At 50.7% G+C, this 17,979-nt stretch carries 3 protein-coding genes (1 of these 3 only partly in view); all 3 read left to right on the forward strand.

What is annotated here, in order from left to right; genetic code table 11:
* Tightly spaced (each overlapping or abutting the next), the 3 genes in view from ACP15Y_RS01580 to ACP15Y_RS01590 form a layout consistent with a single transcriptional unit that may run on beyond the window.
* Nucleotides 1-4,802, forward strand: the 3' end of a protein-coding gene (locus ACP15Y_RS01580) for an amino acid adenylation domain-containing protein (protein WP_424981263.1). Its footprint begins 5,422 nt before the window's first position; only the last 4,802 of its 10,224 coding nucleotides appear in the window; its start codon lies beyond the left edge, outside the window; its stop codon occupies nt 4,800-4,802.
* Nucleotides 4,799-8,809 (forward strand): amino acid adenylation domain-containing protein, encoded by a 4,011-nt coding sequence (locus ACP15Y_RS01585; RefSeq protein WP_424981264.1) that lies wholly within the window; start codon nt 4,799-4,801, stop codon nt 8,807-8,809. Before ACP15Y_RS01580 ends, ACP15Y_RS01585 begins: the two co-directional genes overlap by 4 nt.
* Nucleotides 8,802-17,954, forward strand: a complete 9,153-nt coding sequence (locus tag ACP15Y_RS01590; RefSeq protein ID WP_424981265.1) for an amino acid adenylation domain-containing protein — start codon at nt 8,802-8,804, stop codon at nt 17,952-17,954. Before ACP15Y_RS01585 ends, ACP15Y_RS01590 begins: the two co-directional genes overlap by 8 nt.
* Nucleotides 17,955-17,979: the final 25 nt, after the last annotated feature.

The following is a 17,979-nucleotide window of genomic DNA, read 5'->3' on the forward strand; positions in this document are numbered from 1 at the left end:
TGAACAATCATTACGGACCAACGGAAACCCATGTGGTGACCCAACATTGTTTGCCATTGGACGGTATCAAAGATTGGCCGCATGTTTCGCCCATTGGCAAACCGATTGCCAACACCAATCTTTATATTCTAGATGAGGTCAAAAATCCTTTGCCAGACGGGGTTGTGGGCGAACTCTATTTGGGCGGCAATAATGTGGCGCTGGGTTATCTCAACCGGCTCGACCTCACCGCTGAACGTTTTCTAGATGACCCATTTTCGCCGCGCGAAGGCGCGAAAATGTTCAAGAGCGGCGACTTGGTGCGGCGCGATGAAGGTGGCGTGATTCACTATTTGGGACGCGCAGACGATCAGGTGAAAATACGCGGTTTCCGGGTGGAACCGGGCGAAATTGAAACTGCGCTACGTGCGCACCCCAATGTGCGGGATTGTGTGGTGCTGGCGCGTCCACGGCCCAATGGCCCTTTGGCGCTGGCGGCCTATTTCACGGGTGCCATTTCCGTAGAGGAATTGCGGGCGCTGGCGAAAGAAAAACTGCCTGAATATATGGTGCCAACTGCGTGGCAACACCTCGATAAAATGCCACTGAATTCGAGCGGCAAAATTGACCGCAAGGGGCTTCCCGCGCCGAATTGGCAAGACGCGACCGCTGACAAAACGCCGTTGCGGACAGAAACCGAAAACGCGCTGGGCAAGATTTGGTCGGCTGTACTGGGCGTGAATGAAATTGGCGCGAATGGTGATTTCTTCGCGCTGGGTGGCCATTCATTGTTGGCGGCCAAACTTGTCTTCCGCATCAATCAGCATTTCGAGATCGATCTGAAGCTATCTGATTTGATGGGTCATTCTGTGCTTGAGGAGTTGGCTGGGCATATTGATCGGCAAGCGAACAAAGGTACCGTTTCGACGCAGATTACGCTAATGTCCGATCCAGAAAATCGCTACGCGCCCTTCCCGCTGGGCGATATTCAGCAGGCCTATCTTGTTGGCCGTAATGATGAATTCGATTTGGGTGGCGTTGGCGCTCACTCCTACAATGAATTACGCATTCGGGACTTTGATGTCGAACGGTTTGAGGCTGCGTTAAACAAGGTGATTGCTCGCCATGATATGTTGCGGGCCATTTTCACCGATGATGGGCAGCAGCAAGTTTTGGCTGAGGTTCCCGCCTATAAGATTGCGGTTCACGATATTTCCGTTCAGGAAGCCGCGGCGCAAGAGCGCACACTGGACGCGAACCGCAATCGTTTGTCGCATCAGGTTTTCGATGCGGGGCAATGGCCATTATTCGGGTTTGAAGTGACGCAGCTTAGCGACACGCTTTGTCATCTCCATATGAGCCTTGATGCGCTTATTCTTGATGCGGCCAGTACGTCTATTTTCCTTTATGAACTGAACCGTTTTTATGCTGATCCAGCTTTGGATTTGCCTGAAATTGGCGTTAGCTTCCGCGATTATGTGCTGGCGGAACAGGAATTCCGCAAAAGCGAGAGCTATCGCGCGGATTTAGACTATTGGCTGTCGCACTATGACGATATGCCAGCGGGGCCGCAATTGCCGTTGGTGCGTACGCCGGAAAGCTTGAAAGCGCCGGAATTTGTGCGTCGTGAAAAAGTGATGTCGCAAGACGAATGGTCGGCGCTCAAGCAGGTGGCCAATGAACAGCAGGTGACACCATCGGGCTTACTGCTCGCGGCCTTCTGCTTGACCCTAAATCGCTATGCCCAAAGTGGTGAGTTCAGCCTGTCACTGCCGCTGTTTAATCGGCTGCCCGTGCATCCAGAGATTGACCGTGTGATCGGCGACTTCACGTCTGTGTTGCTTTATCGCCAGCGCGCAGAAAAGAATCAGCAGTTTGTGGCGTTCGCGCAAAATATTCAGCAGAATTTATGGCACGATATGGACCATGCCAAAATTTCTGGCATTGAAATTATGCGTGAGTTGGGCCGCAAGTTTGGCGTGCAACCGAGCGGCTTGCCAATTGTGTTCAACTCCACGCTGACCGAGATGGTTGATGGCGCGAGCGCTGAGGCCGAAGTGAAGGCTTGGAATGCGGAGAATGTGCATACCATCACGCAGACGCCGCAGGTTTGGCTGGACCATACCATTATGGAAGAACAGGGCGAGCTGATCTTCAACTGGGACAGCATTGACGCGCTGTTTCCGGATGGGTTGATGGATGCCATGTTTGCTGACTATTGCCAGCTTTTGAGCGTACTTAGCGATGGCGCTCAATGGCAGGCAAGAACAGATGAATTGTTTGACCAGAAGCTGCTTGATCAAGCAGCCCCCCTCGCCGACCTCACCACCTTGAATGGGTTGTTTGAGCGGCAAGCCGCCCTAACGCCGGATAATGTGGCCGTGATTGCCCATGACCGGACGCTGACTTATGCCGAGGTGCTTCGGGAAGCGCAGGCGCTTGCGGCGCGGTTGCAGGATCAGGGCTGCGCGCCTGGTGATATTGTTGGCATTTTCCTCGAGCCGAGCTGGCAGCAAACTGTTGCGGCATTGGGCACTTTGATGGCGGGTGGTGTTTATCTACCGCTGGACCGAAATCTACCTGCGGCGCGGTTAGAGAAGATTTTGATCAAAACCAACAGTCGGCTTGTGTTGGTGGAAAATGGTTTTGCAGAAACAGATCTTTTGCCGCGTCATGTTGAGGCTGTCATTGTGGACAAAGGTGCGGACGGACGTAAGCCTGCACCAGTTGAACGCAGCATTGATGATTTGGCCTATATCATCTTCACCTCTGGTTCGACAGGCGAACCAAAAGGCGTGATGATTGATCATGGCGGTGCGTGTAACACTATATACGACATCAATGAGCGGATCGGCTTGCAACAAGAAGATCGTATTTTGGGCGTTTCTGCGCTTAATTTCGATCTTTCTGTGTATGATATTTTCGGCGCTTTGAGCACAGGTGCTGCGCTTGTGGTGCCGGAGGCTGACAAGAGCCGCGATCCGCAACATTGGCTTGAGTTAATCAATGAACATGATGTGAGCGTGTGGAACTCGGTGCCTGCCTTGCTCGGCCTTTTGGCGGATCACGCGAAAGCAATGTCTGCGCCCTATTCTTTGCGTGTTGCCATGATGTCTGGCGATTGGATACCGCTTGATCTGCCGGGCAAGGTGCGCGCGCAAAGCCATGAAACGCAAATTTGGAGTTTGGGTGGCGCCACGGAGGCGTCGATCTGGTCGATTTGCTATCCGATCGAGTCCGTTGATCCAAGCTGGAAAAGCATCCCCTATGGTAAGGCACTAAAGGGCCAAAGCTTCCACGTGCTTGATGATCAGTTGAATGCTCGGCCCACTTTGGTGGTTGGCGAGCTTTATATTGGCGGCCGTGGGCTCGCCCTTGGATATTATGGCGATCAGGAACGGACCGACGCAGCCTTTATCAAACACCCTAAAACGGGTGAACGTCTCTATCGCACGGGTGATTTGGGGCGCATGTTGCCAGACGGCAATATCGAATTTATGGGCCGTGCCGATACACAGGTGAAAGTGCAAGGCTATCGCATTGAACTTGGTGAAATCGAAGCTGCGCTCGATAAGCACGTTGCTGTAGATGCTGCAGCCGTGCGGATTTGGGGCGACACCATGGAGGAGAAGCGCCTCGCCGCCTATGTGGTGACGTCAAACCGCGGATTGACTGAGGAGGCCTTGCGGGAGCATCTGGCGCAATTGCTGCCTGCCTATGAAATTCCATCAAGCATCAGCTTTATTGATCAGATGCCGCTTTCAGCCAACGGCAAAGTTGACCGGAAGAAATTGCCCAAACCTGAACTGAAGGCGCAGTCCATCATTGCCAAAGAATTAGGGCCGGACGAGCAGAAAATTGTGGCTATTGTCGAAAAGGCGTTGAAGCAAAATACAATCGCCGTAGATGCAAATTTGTTGGCTCTGGGGGCAACATCGCTCGACATTGTGCGGATCAGCAATGCGCTGGCGGCGGAGATGGGTTTCCGACCCAAGCTTGCTCGATTTATGCGCGCGCCGACGGTGAGCACACTTTTTGATATTTGGCAGGAAACACGCCCTGTAGAAGAGCCTGTGCCTGAGCAAACAGAGGTTGTGTCACGCGTCATCGAAGATAAAGCGGAGCGTGAAGCCTTTAAAGCTGCGGAAAAAGGCCGTCGCAAATTTGCGCCAGAGGCCAAGCGGGTACCGTTGGATATTGAGCCAGAAGAACGAGATGTGTTTGAGGCTAACCGCTCAGTGCGCGACTTTTCAGATGCGCCGGTGGACAAGCGTACATTCTCGAAACTGCTGGCCGCCATTATGCAAAACCCTGCTGAAGGGCGTCCGCGCTTTCAATATGCCTCTGCGGGCGGGCTCTATCCGGTCCAGACCTATATTTATGTGAAACCTGATCGCGTGATTGGTGTGCCTGGCGGCTGTTATTATGTTGATCCAAAAGATCGCACTTTGATGGCCACGGGGACAGGCAAAGCGCTTTCAGCAGACGCCTATGACTATTTTGTCAATCGACCTACTTTTGAAGGCGGGGCATTTGCCCTGTTCTTTGTGGCGGATGATGCCGCTATTCGTCCGCTTTATGGCGATCAGGGCCGCGATATGTCGTTGATTGAAGCTGGTTTGGTTGCCCAACATTTGACGCACCGTGCGGGTGAAATTGGCCTTGGCTTATGTGGCATTGGCGAAATGATCAATGAAGCCTTGTGTGATCTGTTCGATCTTGGGCCACACCATCATCTTATTTATTCCATGATCGGCGGCATCCCCGCCACCGCGCCTGCGCAAGATGGTCCATCCGAAGAGATGGAGGAGTTTGAAATATGAGTGCTATTCGCCTTCTCAATGAACTCGAAAGCTTGGGCGTGACCCTTCATGTGCAAGATGGAAATTTGAAAGTGAAAGCGGCAAAGGGGGCTATTTCACCTGAGCTTTTGCAGCAAATGAAGCAGCATAAACCCGCTTTACTGTCTCTATTGCGGTTGCGGCAAGGCCGAGATTATCCACAATCGTTCAACCAGGCACAATTGTGGTTTTTGGATCGGTTGGAACCGAAAAACCCGCGTTACAACAACCCACTCGCCTTTCGGATTAAGGGTGCTTTGGATCATGAGGCCATGGGCAAGGCTTTTGATCTTGTCGTTCAACGGCACAGCATTTTGCGTACAGTGTTTTTTGATCATCAGGGCGAACCGCGGCAGCGGGTTTTGCCGGAAAGTGATCGCGCACTCGCCGTTATTGACCTGCAATTGGAACCAACAAAGCTGGACGAAATCGTACGCATAGAGGCGCAAACTGGTTTTGATCTGGAACAGGAAACGGCCATTCGCGCGCAGCTTATAACACTGGGCAGTGACGAGCATGTTTTGCTGTTAAATGTGCATCATATTTGTGCCGATGGCTGGTCTATTGGCATTTTGGTGGATGAAATTTTCAAAGCATATGAGGGATTTGCTGTCGGAGACATGCCCTCGTTTGCGCCGCTTCCGCTGCAATATGCAGAGTTTGCGGAAAGGCAGCGCAATAAATTGTCATCCGACGAAATGCAGCGGCAGGTTGATTATTGGCGAGCAGAACTCAGCGAAGCGCCTGATTTGTTGGACTTGCCGACGGATCGACCTCGCCCAGCCGAACAATCAATGAATGGTGCTCATTTCCGCTATCTGATCGACGGTCCATTATTCCACGAAATCGACAACCTTTGCCAAAAGCTGCGTGTAACGCCGTTTGCGATTTTCTTGGCGGTGCATGCCCTGGTGATGGGGCGTTTTAGCGGGCAAAATGATATTTGCACCGGCACCCCACTGGCTGGACGTGACCAGCAAGAACTGGAAGGCCTGATTGGCCATTTTATCAATACTGTCGTTATTCGCGCGCAATTTGACGATCAGATGCAATTTGCTGAGCTGGTTGCCCAAATGAACGACAAGGTTTTGGGCGCGATGGACCATCAGGATATTGCTTTTGAAAAGGTGGTTGAGGCTGTCAATCCCAAACGCTCGGCCAGCTATTCACCGCTGTTTCAAACCATGCTGATTTTTCAAAATATGCCTGTGGGTGAGCAAACCAATGGTGCGTTGGACATTGCGCCAATGGAGACCGACAGCGCCACAGCAAAATATGACATCACCATCGAGCTGTTTGAAAATCAGGATAATTTCCAGCTTGGCTTTGAATATAACTGCGACCTGTTTGACCAGAGCACGATTGAAAGCATGGCGCAGGCGTTCACCCATGCTTTAAAGGCTGTGAGTTCGAAGCCCACCATTTCAGTTGGCGATATTGCGTGGATTGATCTTGATGCTTATCGCGCGCACCTGCATGACAGATCTGCGTCTGACGATAAACTTTCCAACATCCCTGCCCGTTTTTCCGAAGTTGTGACCCAATTTCCGCAATCGCGTGCCGTTACGGATGCAAATCAGTACCTTGAGTTTGCTGAATTAGATGGGAAAGCGAACCAAGTCGCGCAGTTGCTTTTGTCGAAATCGATCCAAAATGGCAACGTTGTTGCGCTCAGTGCAGAGCCTGACTGTAATTATGTTGCCGCGCTACTTGGCATCCTGAAAGCTGGCGCGATTGTGCTGCCGCTTGATCCGAGTTTGCCAAGCGAACGAAAGCAGCAAATTTTGGCGGATGCACAAGCGAAGCTGGTGTTTGCTTCGGGTGAAACTGCTTTTGACGCGCCAGAGATTGTCGATTTGGGGAAGTTGCACACCAACTTAGATGCATTTGCGGCAACGTCCCCTGATGTTGAAATTGAACCATCTGATAATGCGATTTTGATTTTCACCTCTGGATCGACCGGTACCCCAAAGGGGACATATGTCACCCATAGGGGACTAGTTAATCTGGCGACTTGGACAGAGAGTGAATTTCCGCTGAGTGCGCAAGAAAGCGTTTTGCAAAAGAGTGCGATCGGGTTTGACGCCAGTTTGTGGGAGTTTTTCTGGCCCCTTCTTTCAGGTCATGAGTTGGTGTTGGCACAGGGGGATGCGCGGAAGAATCCAGCTGACCTGCCCGCACTTGTGAATGCGCACCAGATTGCCGCCATCCAGTTTGTGCCAGCAACACTGCAATTGTTTTTGGATGCACTGCAAGAAAACGGCTGCCCGAGCTTGAAATATGTTTTTTGTGGCGGCGGTGCGCTGACAACAGATTTGGCGCGTTCGGTGATTGAGAAGTTGCCCCAGGTTCAGTTGATCAATGTCTACGGCGTGAGCGAATGTGCGGTGGATTCTGCCTATCACATTTTTGATCTGGATCTAGATGATCATTTGCATGTGCCCATTGGCAAAGCCATTTCACGTACCAGCATTTGCTTGCTGGATGAGAAAGGCCTGCCTGTGCCGCGTGGCGCTATTGGCGAAATCTGCATTGCGGGCGTCGGGGTCGGCAATGGCTATCATCAGCGGGATGACCTTACGTCTAAGACTTTTATTGATCATCCTTATCTGCCGCAGACCAAGCTATATCGCACTGGCGATTTGGGCGTAGAGAACAGAAACGGCGAACTTCGCTTTATTGGTCGCAAGGATTTTCAGCTTAAAATCAATGGCTTTCGCATTGAACCGGGCGAGATTGAAGCTGGATTGCGGCGTTGTGGCTGTGCCCTCGCTGCCGTTATTGGCTGGCGAGACCAGCTGTTGGCATTTGTGCAAGGGGGCGATGAGCCTGACAATTTACGATCGGCACTAAAGCCTTTTCTGCCCACCTATATGGTGCCGTCCATGATCATTCACCTTGACCAACTGCCACTAAATGCCAGCGGGAAGATTGACCGCAAGGCCCTGCCCGATCCGCAGGAGTTTATGGCGAGCAATGCGGTGAACCAAGCCAGCCCGCGTGATGACACCGAGATGAAGCTTTATCGCATTTGGAAGACTATTTTGCTGCACCCGACCATTGGCATTCGCGATAATTTCTTTGCCATTGGCGGCAGTTCTATTTCCGCGATCAAAATGGTGCACCAAATCAAGGAAAGTTTTGGCGTGCAGTTGGCGCTAAAAAGCATCATTACTAGTCCGACCATTGAAGAGTTAGGCGCAATGCTGCGCGGCGATGCGGCGGAACGGCAGGATGAAGATCATTTAATCACCCTGCAACAAGGCGATGGCTCGACCAATGTGGTGTGCGTACACCCTGCGGGCGGCACCGCGTTTTGCTATCTATCTCTGGCCAAAACTCTAGACGAGAATATCGGCGTTTATGGACTGCAATCTATGGGATTGAACGCCAATGAAGAGGCCTACACGTCCGTTGAAGATATGGCGGCGCATTATCTCCCCCTAATTGAGCCCTTGATGGATCAACCGATGGTGATCACCGGGCTATCGTTCGGCGGTTTGGTGGCGCATGAGATGGGCCGGTTGCTGAATGCCCGTGGCAAGAAAGATGTTTCCGTGGTGTTGCTTGATACCCAAGGCACCCATGATGTTGAAGCCCGCCGGATGATTGATGTGGTGGATTTGCCCGAGTTTCGCGACAAGTTGGTGCGGTTTAACGGCACCTATCCGGGCATTGATGATGCTCAAATCGAACGGTACTTCAATGTTTATAACCAAAACCGCCTAGCTGTGCGTGACTATGAAGTGCCTGTGAGCGGTGCGCGGATGGCATTTATCCAAGCGAGGAGCGACCTACCCCGGCCCTTCTTGCATGAAACCCGTGCCTATTGGCGTAGTCGTACCGAAGGTAATTTCTCAGTAAAACTTGTGCGTGGCGACCATTGGGAGATGTTGGAAACCGACGAACTCAAGATTGTTAAAAAGGTAATTTTGCAGGAACTGGACGCTATCGCGACGGCTTCTGAGCTGGAGGTGGCCCATGGATAAGTTTACTTCTCTCGCAAAGCGTTTCCATGATGTTGCGAATGATTTTCCGCACCACATCGCTGTGGAAGATGGCTCCACCAAACTCACTTATCGCGAGCTAGACAGTTTAAGTGATCAGTTCGCACATGGGCTAACGGTAAAGAAGATCAAGATTGGCAGCATTGTCGGGCTGATGTTGCCGCGCTCTTGGCAGCAAATTGTTGCAATTTTGGGCATTGTGAAAGCTGGTGCGGTGGTCGCGCCGTTGGATCGCCAAAGCCCCAAAAGTCGCATCAAAGAGATGGCGGATGATATTGGCTGCGCCCTTATTTTGGTCGATGCAAAATCAACGAAGATTGGCGGGCAGCGCTGCGCTGTTTTCGCCAGCATTTTAGATGCGGGTAAGATGAGCAAGTTCGCGGCGCATGAACGTTCGAAAGACGCGCTTAGCTTTGTGTTTTTCACGTCGGGGTCGACCGGCAAGCCGAAAGCTGTGTTGGTGCCAGAGCGCGGCGTTTTGCGGCTGGGCATGCAAGGGTACATTCCGCTGGATGAACATGTGCGCGTTGGACATATCTCCAATCCGTCATTTGATGCCATCAATTTTGATATCTGGGCGCCATTGCTGAATGGCGGGACTTGCGTTGTTTTCCCTGATGGTGCGTTTGATGATTTCAGCGCCTTCTCTAAGCAACTTGTCGACGAAAACATCGATACGCTGTTTATGACTGTTGCCTTGTTTAACGCAATCGTTGCTGAGCAGGAACAGTGCTTTGCGGGCCTGTCGACATTATTGATTGGCGGAGAGCAAATCAACACACAGACGGTGATGAAATGGTATAGAAACAATCCAAAAAGCGATTGCACAATTTACAATGTGTATGGCCCAACCGAGTGCGCAACGTTCTCGCTTAACTATCCTATTCCACGCGATGAAAAGGCGGCGAATGCGCCGATTGGACGACCACTACCGGGCACTAAGCTTACGGTCGTCGACGCTGATTTGCAGAAGGTGAATGATGGCCAGAAAGGCGAATTGCTCATTTCTGGTGACGCAGTGGCACTTGGCTATCATGAGCGGCAAAATCTGAATGATCAGGCCTTTGTGAAGCTGAATGGCAAGGTGCATTATCGCACTGGCGATCTGGTGCAACGCAATGCTGACGGCACAATCAGCTATGTGGGGCGCATTGGACGACAGGTGAAAGTTCGCGGTTTTCGGGTGGAGCCAGGCGAAATTGAAACGATTTTGAATCGTCATCCTGAGATCGAAAATGCGCATGTGATGGCCGCAAAATCTGCGACAGGTGTGCTTGAGCTGCATGCTTTTGTGGTGCCGGCGGGCGAAGTGAGCATTGATGATGTTCACGACTATCTGCAGATGCATTTGCCGACATATATGATGCCGCATCATTTTTATCGTCTGGCCCATCTGCCAACCAATGCAAATGGCAAGATTGATCGAGATGCCTTGATTGAGGCCGGCCACCCAAGGTGGCAACGAACGAATTTTGCAACGGAACTTTCCCCAGAGGTTAAAGCGCTGCGGGACATTGCGGCCGCTGTGTTGGAACAGCCTGATTTGGATGCGGGAAGTACATTTTTGAGTGCGGGTGGCGATAGCTTATCGGCGTTGCGGTTTAAGCATCAAATTGCCCGCAAGCTGAGACTTTCACTTTCAGTTGGAGACATTTTATCGCTGCCACTGAAAGATTTGCGGAGCAAAGCGACTGCCATTGAAGAAGCAGCTCAGGCATTCAAACTATCTCAAAGCGGCATAAGCCCGGCAACAAGCGAGCAAAAGCGGCTTTGGTTGGATGCTCAGCGTTATCCGGAGTCACGGGCATATTCTGTGCCGCTGGTGTTTAAGATTACGGGTCCTGTTGATACAGAAAAGCTGGAACATGCGTTTAGTTCGCTTTTCAAACATCATGCTTCATTTCGAACGGCATTCCGGGAGATTGACGGTGAATTGATGCAAGTGGTGCTTGACGAGAGCGCTTGCACATTTGAGGCCTTTCGTGCCGGGAAATATAAAGCGAAGGATTGGGAGGGATTTGCCAAAGAGGCATTTGCTCAGCCATTCGATTTAAGCGAACCCGCGCTATGCCGGGCCTATTGGCTGCCGTTTAATGGGCATGAAGGCGTTTTGCTGATCAATGCGCATCACATTCTGTTGGATGGCTGGTCGCTCAATTTGATGTTGCAGCAGCTTTCTAGCCTTTATGGCGGAGATTTACTGCCTGATGATGCTGGACCGGAGATGGGGCAATTTGCGCACTGGCAGCGTGAGCAATTTTCCACTGACGAATATGCGGCCAAGCGTAAAGCACTACATAATCTTTGGATCAAGGATGACAGCATCTATGCTCCGCTGACGGCGCAATGCGCGTGCGATGAAATGGATGCATTTGTTACGCGAAAGACTTTCGGCGCTGAGGCAGCGCAGATTGTGCGGCGGTGCGCATCTGCTCAAAATGTAACACCGTTCAATTTATATCTGGCCGCCTTCTCATTGGGTTATGCCCATATAACCGGGCTTCAGAATTTTAAACTGGCAACGCCCATAAGTAATCGAACTAATCCCGCCTTTGCCGAGACGATTGGCATGATGGCCAACACCATGTTGCTGCCTGTTCGTCTGCCTGCCGAACAATCTTTGAATGAAGCGCTTGCCACAAACTGTTCCATTTGGGCGGAATTTCTGCAATTTGATGAGGTGGCTTTTGAGCACTTCATCGAAGATTTGACACAGGCAGGTCACGCAGATGCCGGTCGATTTGATGCTATGTTTGTATTGGAAAACACAGACTATGATCAATTGCAGCTGGCTCAATGCAGGACGAAATTTGAAACCCCGTCTCATGTGGATGGCAAAGCGCCAATCACTGCCTTTGTTTTGGAAACGGCTGATGGACCGGAGCTGATTGTTGAAGCTCAGTCTCGTTTTTTCACGCAGGAAGATGTTGATCGGCTTTGCGAGAGCTTTGAGAAAGTTATTGATGGCTTGGCGGACTTAGATACGCCGATTCAGCAATTCACTTTGCCGCTGATTGATGAATTGTCTGCACAAAGCACAATTGTAGCACCCAAAACTATTGCTGAGATGTTCCAACAGCAAGCGGCGCTGACGCCTTCAACAATTGCGGTTGTGGATGGGTATCACTGGCTAAGCTATCGCGCCCTCATTCAGCATTCGTGGAAATTGATTGATGAGTTGAAAGTTCAGCTCGGTGACCGCAAGTCCGGCGATGTGATCGGTGTTTATATTCAACCGTCGCGTGAGCATATTGTTGCATTGATCGCTCTGGCACAGATGAACATTACCATCTTGCCGCTTGATCCCAGCTATCCCGACGAGATGCTGCAACGCATTGTTGAGAAGGCCAAACCTTCGCTCATTCTTACCCATCCTAAGGCTGAACCCCGCAGTTTTGCAGATGTTGATGTTTATGAAGTCAATCTGAATCAACCTTCGCAAAACAAACCTGCTTCGCATGAGAGCGAAAACCCGCTTTATCTGCTTTTCACCTCTGGTTCGACTGGCGAACCAAAGGGGGTTTATGTGCCCGATGACGCCTTGTGCAATTTGCTTCAATGGCAAAAGCAGGAAGGCACATTGGCCAAAGCTGCCATCACGCAGCAATTTTCTAAACTATCATTCGATGTAAGTTTTCAAGAGATCTTCACCACGCTCACAACGGGCGGGACGTTCCATATTATCGAGCCTGAGCTAAGGCAAGATCCGGGTATTCTGTTGGAAGAAATGCGTGACAAACGGATTGAGCGCATTTTCTTACCGTTTGTTGCCCTGAAGCTTTTGGCAGAAACGGCGCTCCGCTCCGGTATTATTTTGCCATATCTAAAAGAAGTTGTTTCAGCGGGTGAAGAGCTTGTGAGCACGCAGACGCTTAAAGCCTGGTTCAAGCAATTGCCGCAGGCGCGGCTGATCAACCATTACGGGCCGAGCGAAACCCATGTGGTGAGTGCCTATAATCTGCCGGAAGATGTAGACCAGTGGCCAGACAGTGCACCAATAGGACGCCCGATTTCTAATGTTTCCTTCCGGATAAAGGATGTACAAAACAGTGAGGATAGATCCCGCGAACTGTTGGTTTCAGGTGATTTTGTGCGCCCTTGCTATGCTGATGACAAGGATAATGACAAAGCGTTTGAAACTGACGCGGAAGGGCGCGTTTGGTATAAGACTGGCGATCGTGCGGCAATTGTACGGAACTATCATTTTGCCTATCGCGGCCGATTGGACAATCAGATCAAATTGTCTGGACATCGCGTTGAGTTGCAGCAAATCGAAGCGGTGCTTAATCGTATGCCCGGCATTGCGCTGGCCATTGTGGTGCAAAAGTCAGACAGTGAACTGGCCTGTTTTTATGAAGCGAATGGCGCAGCCCCTACCCTGAGTAAAGTCAATGCTCATCTGGCAAAGCACCTTCCGGATTATGTGCGGCTGAATAGCTTTGTGGCGATGGAAAATTGGCCCAAAACGCCAAGCGGTAAGATTGATCGCAAGAAGCTGAAGCTTCAGAAAATAGAACAAGAACTGCACGCAGATTTCGCTGAAATAGATTGGGGCAGCCAGACGGAACGTCAGTTAGCTGATCTGTTTAAGGACATCATCCATCGTAAAATTCGACCAGAACAGACTTTCTTCGAAGCAGGTGCAACGAGCCTAGACCTTATTCGCTATCGGGATGCTTGCCAGTCTGCATTTGGTATTCAGCTGCCTGTCGCCCTGCTTTTTCAATTTAGCAGCATTGAAAAGCTTGCGCGGCATTTGGGCCCTCAAGAAGAAACCAAAAGTGCGCCGAAACCGGAACGCCATAACAGCCAAGAAAAAATGGCAATTGTGGGTGTTTCGATTAATGTCGCTGGCGCCGAGAATTATGAGGCGTTTACAGACTTAGTCATCAATAATCGCACGGGCATTGAGCGGTTTGATGCGGCACATGGAAAGATTGGTGCTCGTAGCCAATTGAAAAATATGATGGGTTTTGACCCTACATATTTCGGCATTTCCAAACCCGAAGCCAAATTGATGGACCCGCAGCAACGTCATTTGCTGATGGGTGCTGTGCATTGCTTGCAAGATGCGGGTTTGAACCCACAACATTCACAAGCCCGAATTGGCGTGATGGCGAGCGCTGGTGAAAACACTTATTTTCAGCAGGCATTGAATGGTGAATATGATTCTGACTTGCCTGATGGTTTTCAGATGGCGTTGCACCACGATAAGGACTTTTTGGGCTCAAAAATTGCCTACCGGTTGGGATTAAAAGGTCCAGCGATTGCGGTTCAGGCTGCATGTGGCAGTTCTCTCATCGGGTTGCATATGGCTGCTGGTATGTTGCGCAATGGTGATGCGGACATGATGTTGGTTGGTGGGTGTTTGATCGATGCCACCTTGCAAGATGGCTACACCTATCGGCCACAACATATTTTTTCCAAGGATGGGTTATGTCGGCCATTTGATCGGGATGCGTCCGGCACAATCGGGGCCAGCGGCTATGGCTTTGTGTTGTTGATGCCTTTGTCTAAGGCACTTGATGCTGGGCATAAGGTTTATGCTGTTCTTGAGGGATCGGCGATCAACAATGATGGCCACGACAAGATGAGTTACACCGCGCCATCTGTTCAAGGGCAAACTCAAGTTTTGCAGTCTGCGTTGGCCAATGCTGGCTTAAGCGCTGACGACATCACCCTTATCGAAGCGCACGGCACAGGCACGGCGTTGGGCGATCCGATTGAAATTGAAGCACTGCGCCGGGCTTATGGTGAGCGAGATACCACGCTTACAGTTAGTTCGCTTAAGAGCCAAATTGGCCATATGGGCGCGGCGGCTGGCTTGGTTGGCTTAATCCGCGCAATTGTGGCGTTGAAAACGAAAACCCTGCCGCCGAACTTGAATTTTAAAGCGTTGAACCCGGAAATTGCTTTGGGGGACACACCCATACACTTCCCAGCGAAAAGCAAGACATGGGCGTGCCAAACGCAACGTCGCGCTGGCGTCAGCAGTTTTGGCATCGGCGGCACCAACGCTCACGCGATTGTTGGCGAAGTCGAAACGCTTGCTTCTAAATCAAAACAAGCAGTTCCGTTATTTTTGCTTTCAGCGCACAACCAAGATGCATTGGTGATTTGGGCAGAACAAATTGCTGATTATCTGGAGACACAGCCTGACCAGCTCAATAATGTCTTGGCATTTTTGCAGTATGGCACGCCGCACCTATCCTACCGTGCAGGCTTTGTGTGTGCAGATGCGAAACAAGCAGTAGCTGCCTTGCGAAAACTGGATGATGGACGAAAGTCAGCGTCCAATGAACAGATCGACTTGGCGGCAAGTGATGATTTGGAAGAACGTTTGGAGCACTGGCTGGCGGGCGCGCACCTTTCACCAGAAATTACGCAAATAACCCCTCGTCCACAAGGTTTTCCACTATATCCGTTTATGTTGGAGAATTTTGAATTTGCCAAGAAAGGCAAGGCGCAAGCTCCAGCAAATTTGGACGACATTCGTCGCTTGGATGCACAGGACTGGCTTTATGCACCTGCTTGGCAAAATTTGGGCCGTTTGAATGGGCCGCGTGTAAAACGAGATTTGGCGATCATATTGCACGCCGATGGTTTGGATGCCGAAGCGAAAGCCGCGTTGGCGAGCAATTATGAGCAAGTTCACTTTCTGAAAATTGATGATGATGTTGCTGAAATCACCAAGGAGATTGATCAGAGCGATCCTATCTCGACATTAGATGTGGTCAACTTCGCGCCTGCGCAGCTTGGACTTGGTGTCTCAAGTGAACAAATAGATCACGCACAAACTTATTGTTTGGACGCAATTCCGGTGGTGCTTGAGTTGGCGCAGCATTTCGATGCATCAAAATTGCGCATTGTTCTCGCCTCATGTGAGGCAGCAGATGTTTATGGCGCAAATGAAGCACCACTCGCTGGGCTATTGGCGGGGGCACAATCTGTGTTGACCAGCGAGTGTAATTTGGCAACCAACTGGATTGATTTCGCGAATGACCGCCTTGAAGACTTGACTGATTTCCTGGCGCGTAGACCTGTTGAAGTTGGTCGTTATGCGGTTCGAAATGCCTGTTTATGGCAGCGCGAATTGACGCCTGTCGTTTCGTCAAATTCACAAATTGAGAGATATACTGGGCGGCACTTGGTGATCGGCGCCAGCGGTGGCATTGGACGAAATATATGCCTTGAGCTTCTGTCCGATTCAAATGCCGTGTTGGACATCACGACACGTAGCGGACAATTGCCTGAATCACTTGCGGACCATGCGGACCGGATTACTGTGCATGCTCTCGACCTTGCACAAGAAGATGCAACACTGCCGAAACTGGGCGGCCCGGTTGAAAATGTCGTTTTTGCGGCTGGCGCGGCCCATGGTGCGCTTATTGCGCATCGTGACAAAGACGCTATGCGTCAAAATAACAAAGTGAAAACCCAAGGCCTATTAAAACTGGAGAGTTGGGTTGAAAAACAACAGCCAAAGCGCGTCATTTATTGTTCGTCTATGGCCTCTGAATTTGGTGGTCGCGGGCAGTTGGATTATGCGGCGACCAATGGGCTGCTGGATAGTTTTGCGCACTGGGTAACCCCTAAAGCGCCAGACACTGTGCGTACGGTTATCAATTGGGATATTTGGCGCGAAAGCGGCATGGCGGTTGAGGCACTTGAGCATGATGATTTGCACCAATTGCATCTGACTTATGGCTTATCGGACCATGAAGGCCGTTCTATTTTCCGGCGCTGCTTGGCGAGTTCGCATCCTCAAATTTGTGTGTCGACGGTTGCGCTAAAAGACGCGGTTCAATTTTATCGAACTTCAGAAAAATCCGTAGCGGCACCGAGAAGGACTGACCAATCTAAAGACGAGATCATCATCGATTTGGTTCGGGGCATTTCTGGTGAAATCGAAGTCACCACCCACCATAGTTTGGATGAGTTGGGCATCGACTCGCTGGCGACACTGGATTTGATTGATGAGATCAAGGCGACTTTAGGTGTCGAACCCGCGCTTTCAGAATTGCCGCCCTCATTGACTATTGGCGGACTGGTTGAATTGATCGTTGGAAAAGACAATTCTTCAGATATTGCCGCGCGTTTATCGGCAATGCTTCAAAGCGTGCTTGGCTTGGATGCATTCGCACCATCCAATTCATTTGGCGAGTTAGGCCTCGACTCCTTGATGGCATTGGATTTGATCGACGAGATCAAAGCTGCATTTGATGTAAGCCTTCCCGTTTCGGCCTTTCATGAGGACGCAACGCTGAATGATGTGGTGCAATATGTTGAAGAAGGGCTGGAAAACGGTCAGGTTCAGCAGGATGGCGAAAGCCCATCTTTCTCCGTGGATTGCTGGCAACAAGGCGATGGCGAGAAGGTGATATGCTTTATCCATCCGGTGGGTGGCGAAGTGGCTTCTTACAAATCTTTATTTCAACATCTGGACAAAGCCACCACCGTCTATGCGATTTCCGACCCAAATCTCAGGTCGGAGCCTGGACACCCGTTGACCATCTCGGAACGCGCAAAGGCTTATTTGCACGCGTTGGATGAGAAAACTGAACATGGGCGGCAAAATTTGGAACTGGTCGGCTGGTCGTTTGGCGCATGGGTGGCGGCAGAAATGTGTCGTCTAGCAGAGCATCAGGATAAATCGTTTGGCTATCTGACCATGATTGATCCGCCAGAACCTGATTGCGGCGCTCAAATTGCTGAACATTCCAAAGCGGAAGTGCAAGAGGCGTTCTTGCACGATTTGGCCCCTCGCCTAAATAAATCACATGCATCGTTACAGAGCCAAATTGCCCCTGAGTTGCAGCAACATTTGGAAAACCTTGTACGGTGCTGTCAGCTTAACATGGCGGCGATGCGTGCCCATGTGCCGGGCAAATTACGCCATACGAAAGTGCATCTATTTGTTGCTGGGCATGTTGCTGATGGGCTGCTGGTCGACCCGATTAAGCCGCAGGACCATATGGCTAAATGGGGTCAACGCTTACCTGAACTTATTTATGGAGAGATATTGGAAGCAGACCATTATTCAATCATGCAAGCGCCGAATATTGAGCGGATTGCGGAACAGTTCTTTTCAGATCACAAACAGCCCATTAGAGTGCCAAGCTTGTGATGGGGAACGCAGCCAAAATATTTCA

The sequence above is a fragment of the Maritalea sp. S77 genome (assembly GCF_049801075.1).
In the GTDB taxonomy this organism is placed as follows: domain Bacteria; phylum Pseudomonadota; class Alphaproteobacteria; order Rhizobiales; family Devosiaceae; genus Maritalea.

Bases quoted from the DNA above. Each gene is read 5' to 3' on its own strand.
- ACP15Y_RS01590 (WP_424981265.1), top strand. From the start codon at position 8,802: ATGGATAAGTTTACTTCTCTCGCAAAGCGTTTCCATGATGTTGCGAAT.
- ACP15Y_RS01585 (WP_424981264.1), top strand. From the start codon at position 4,799: ATGAGTGCTATTCGCCTTCTCAATGAACTCGAAAGCTTGGGCGTGACC.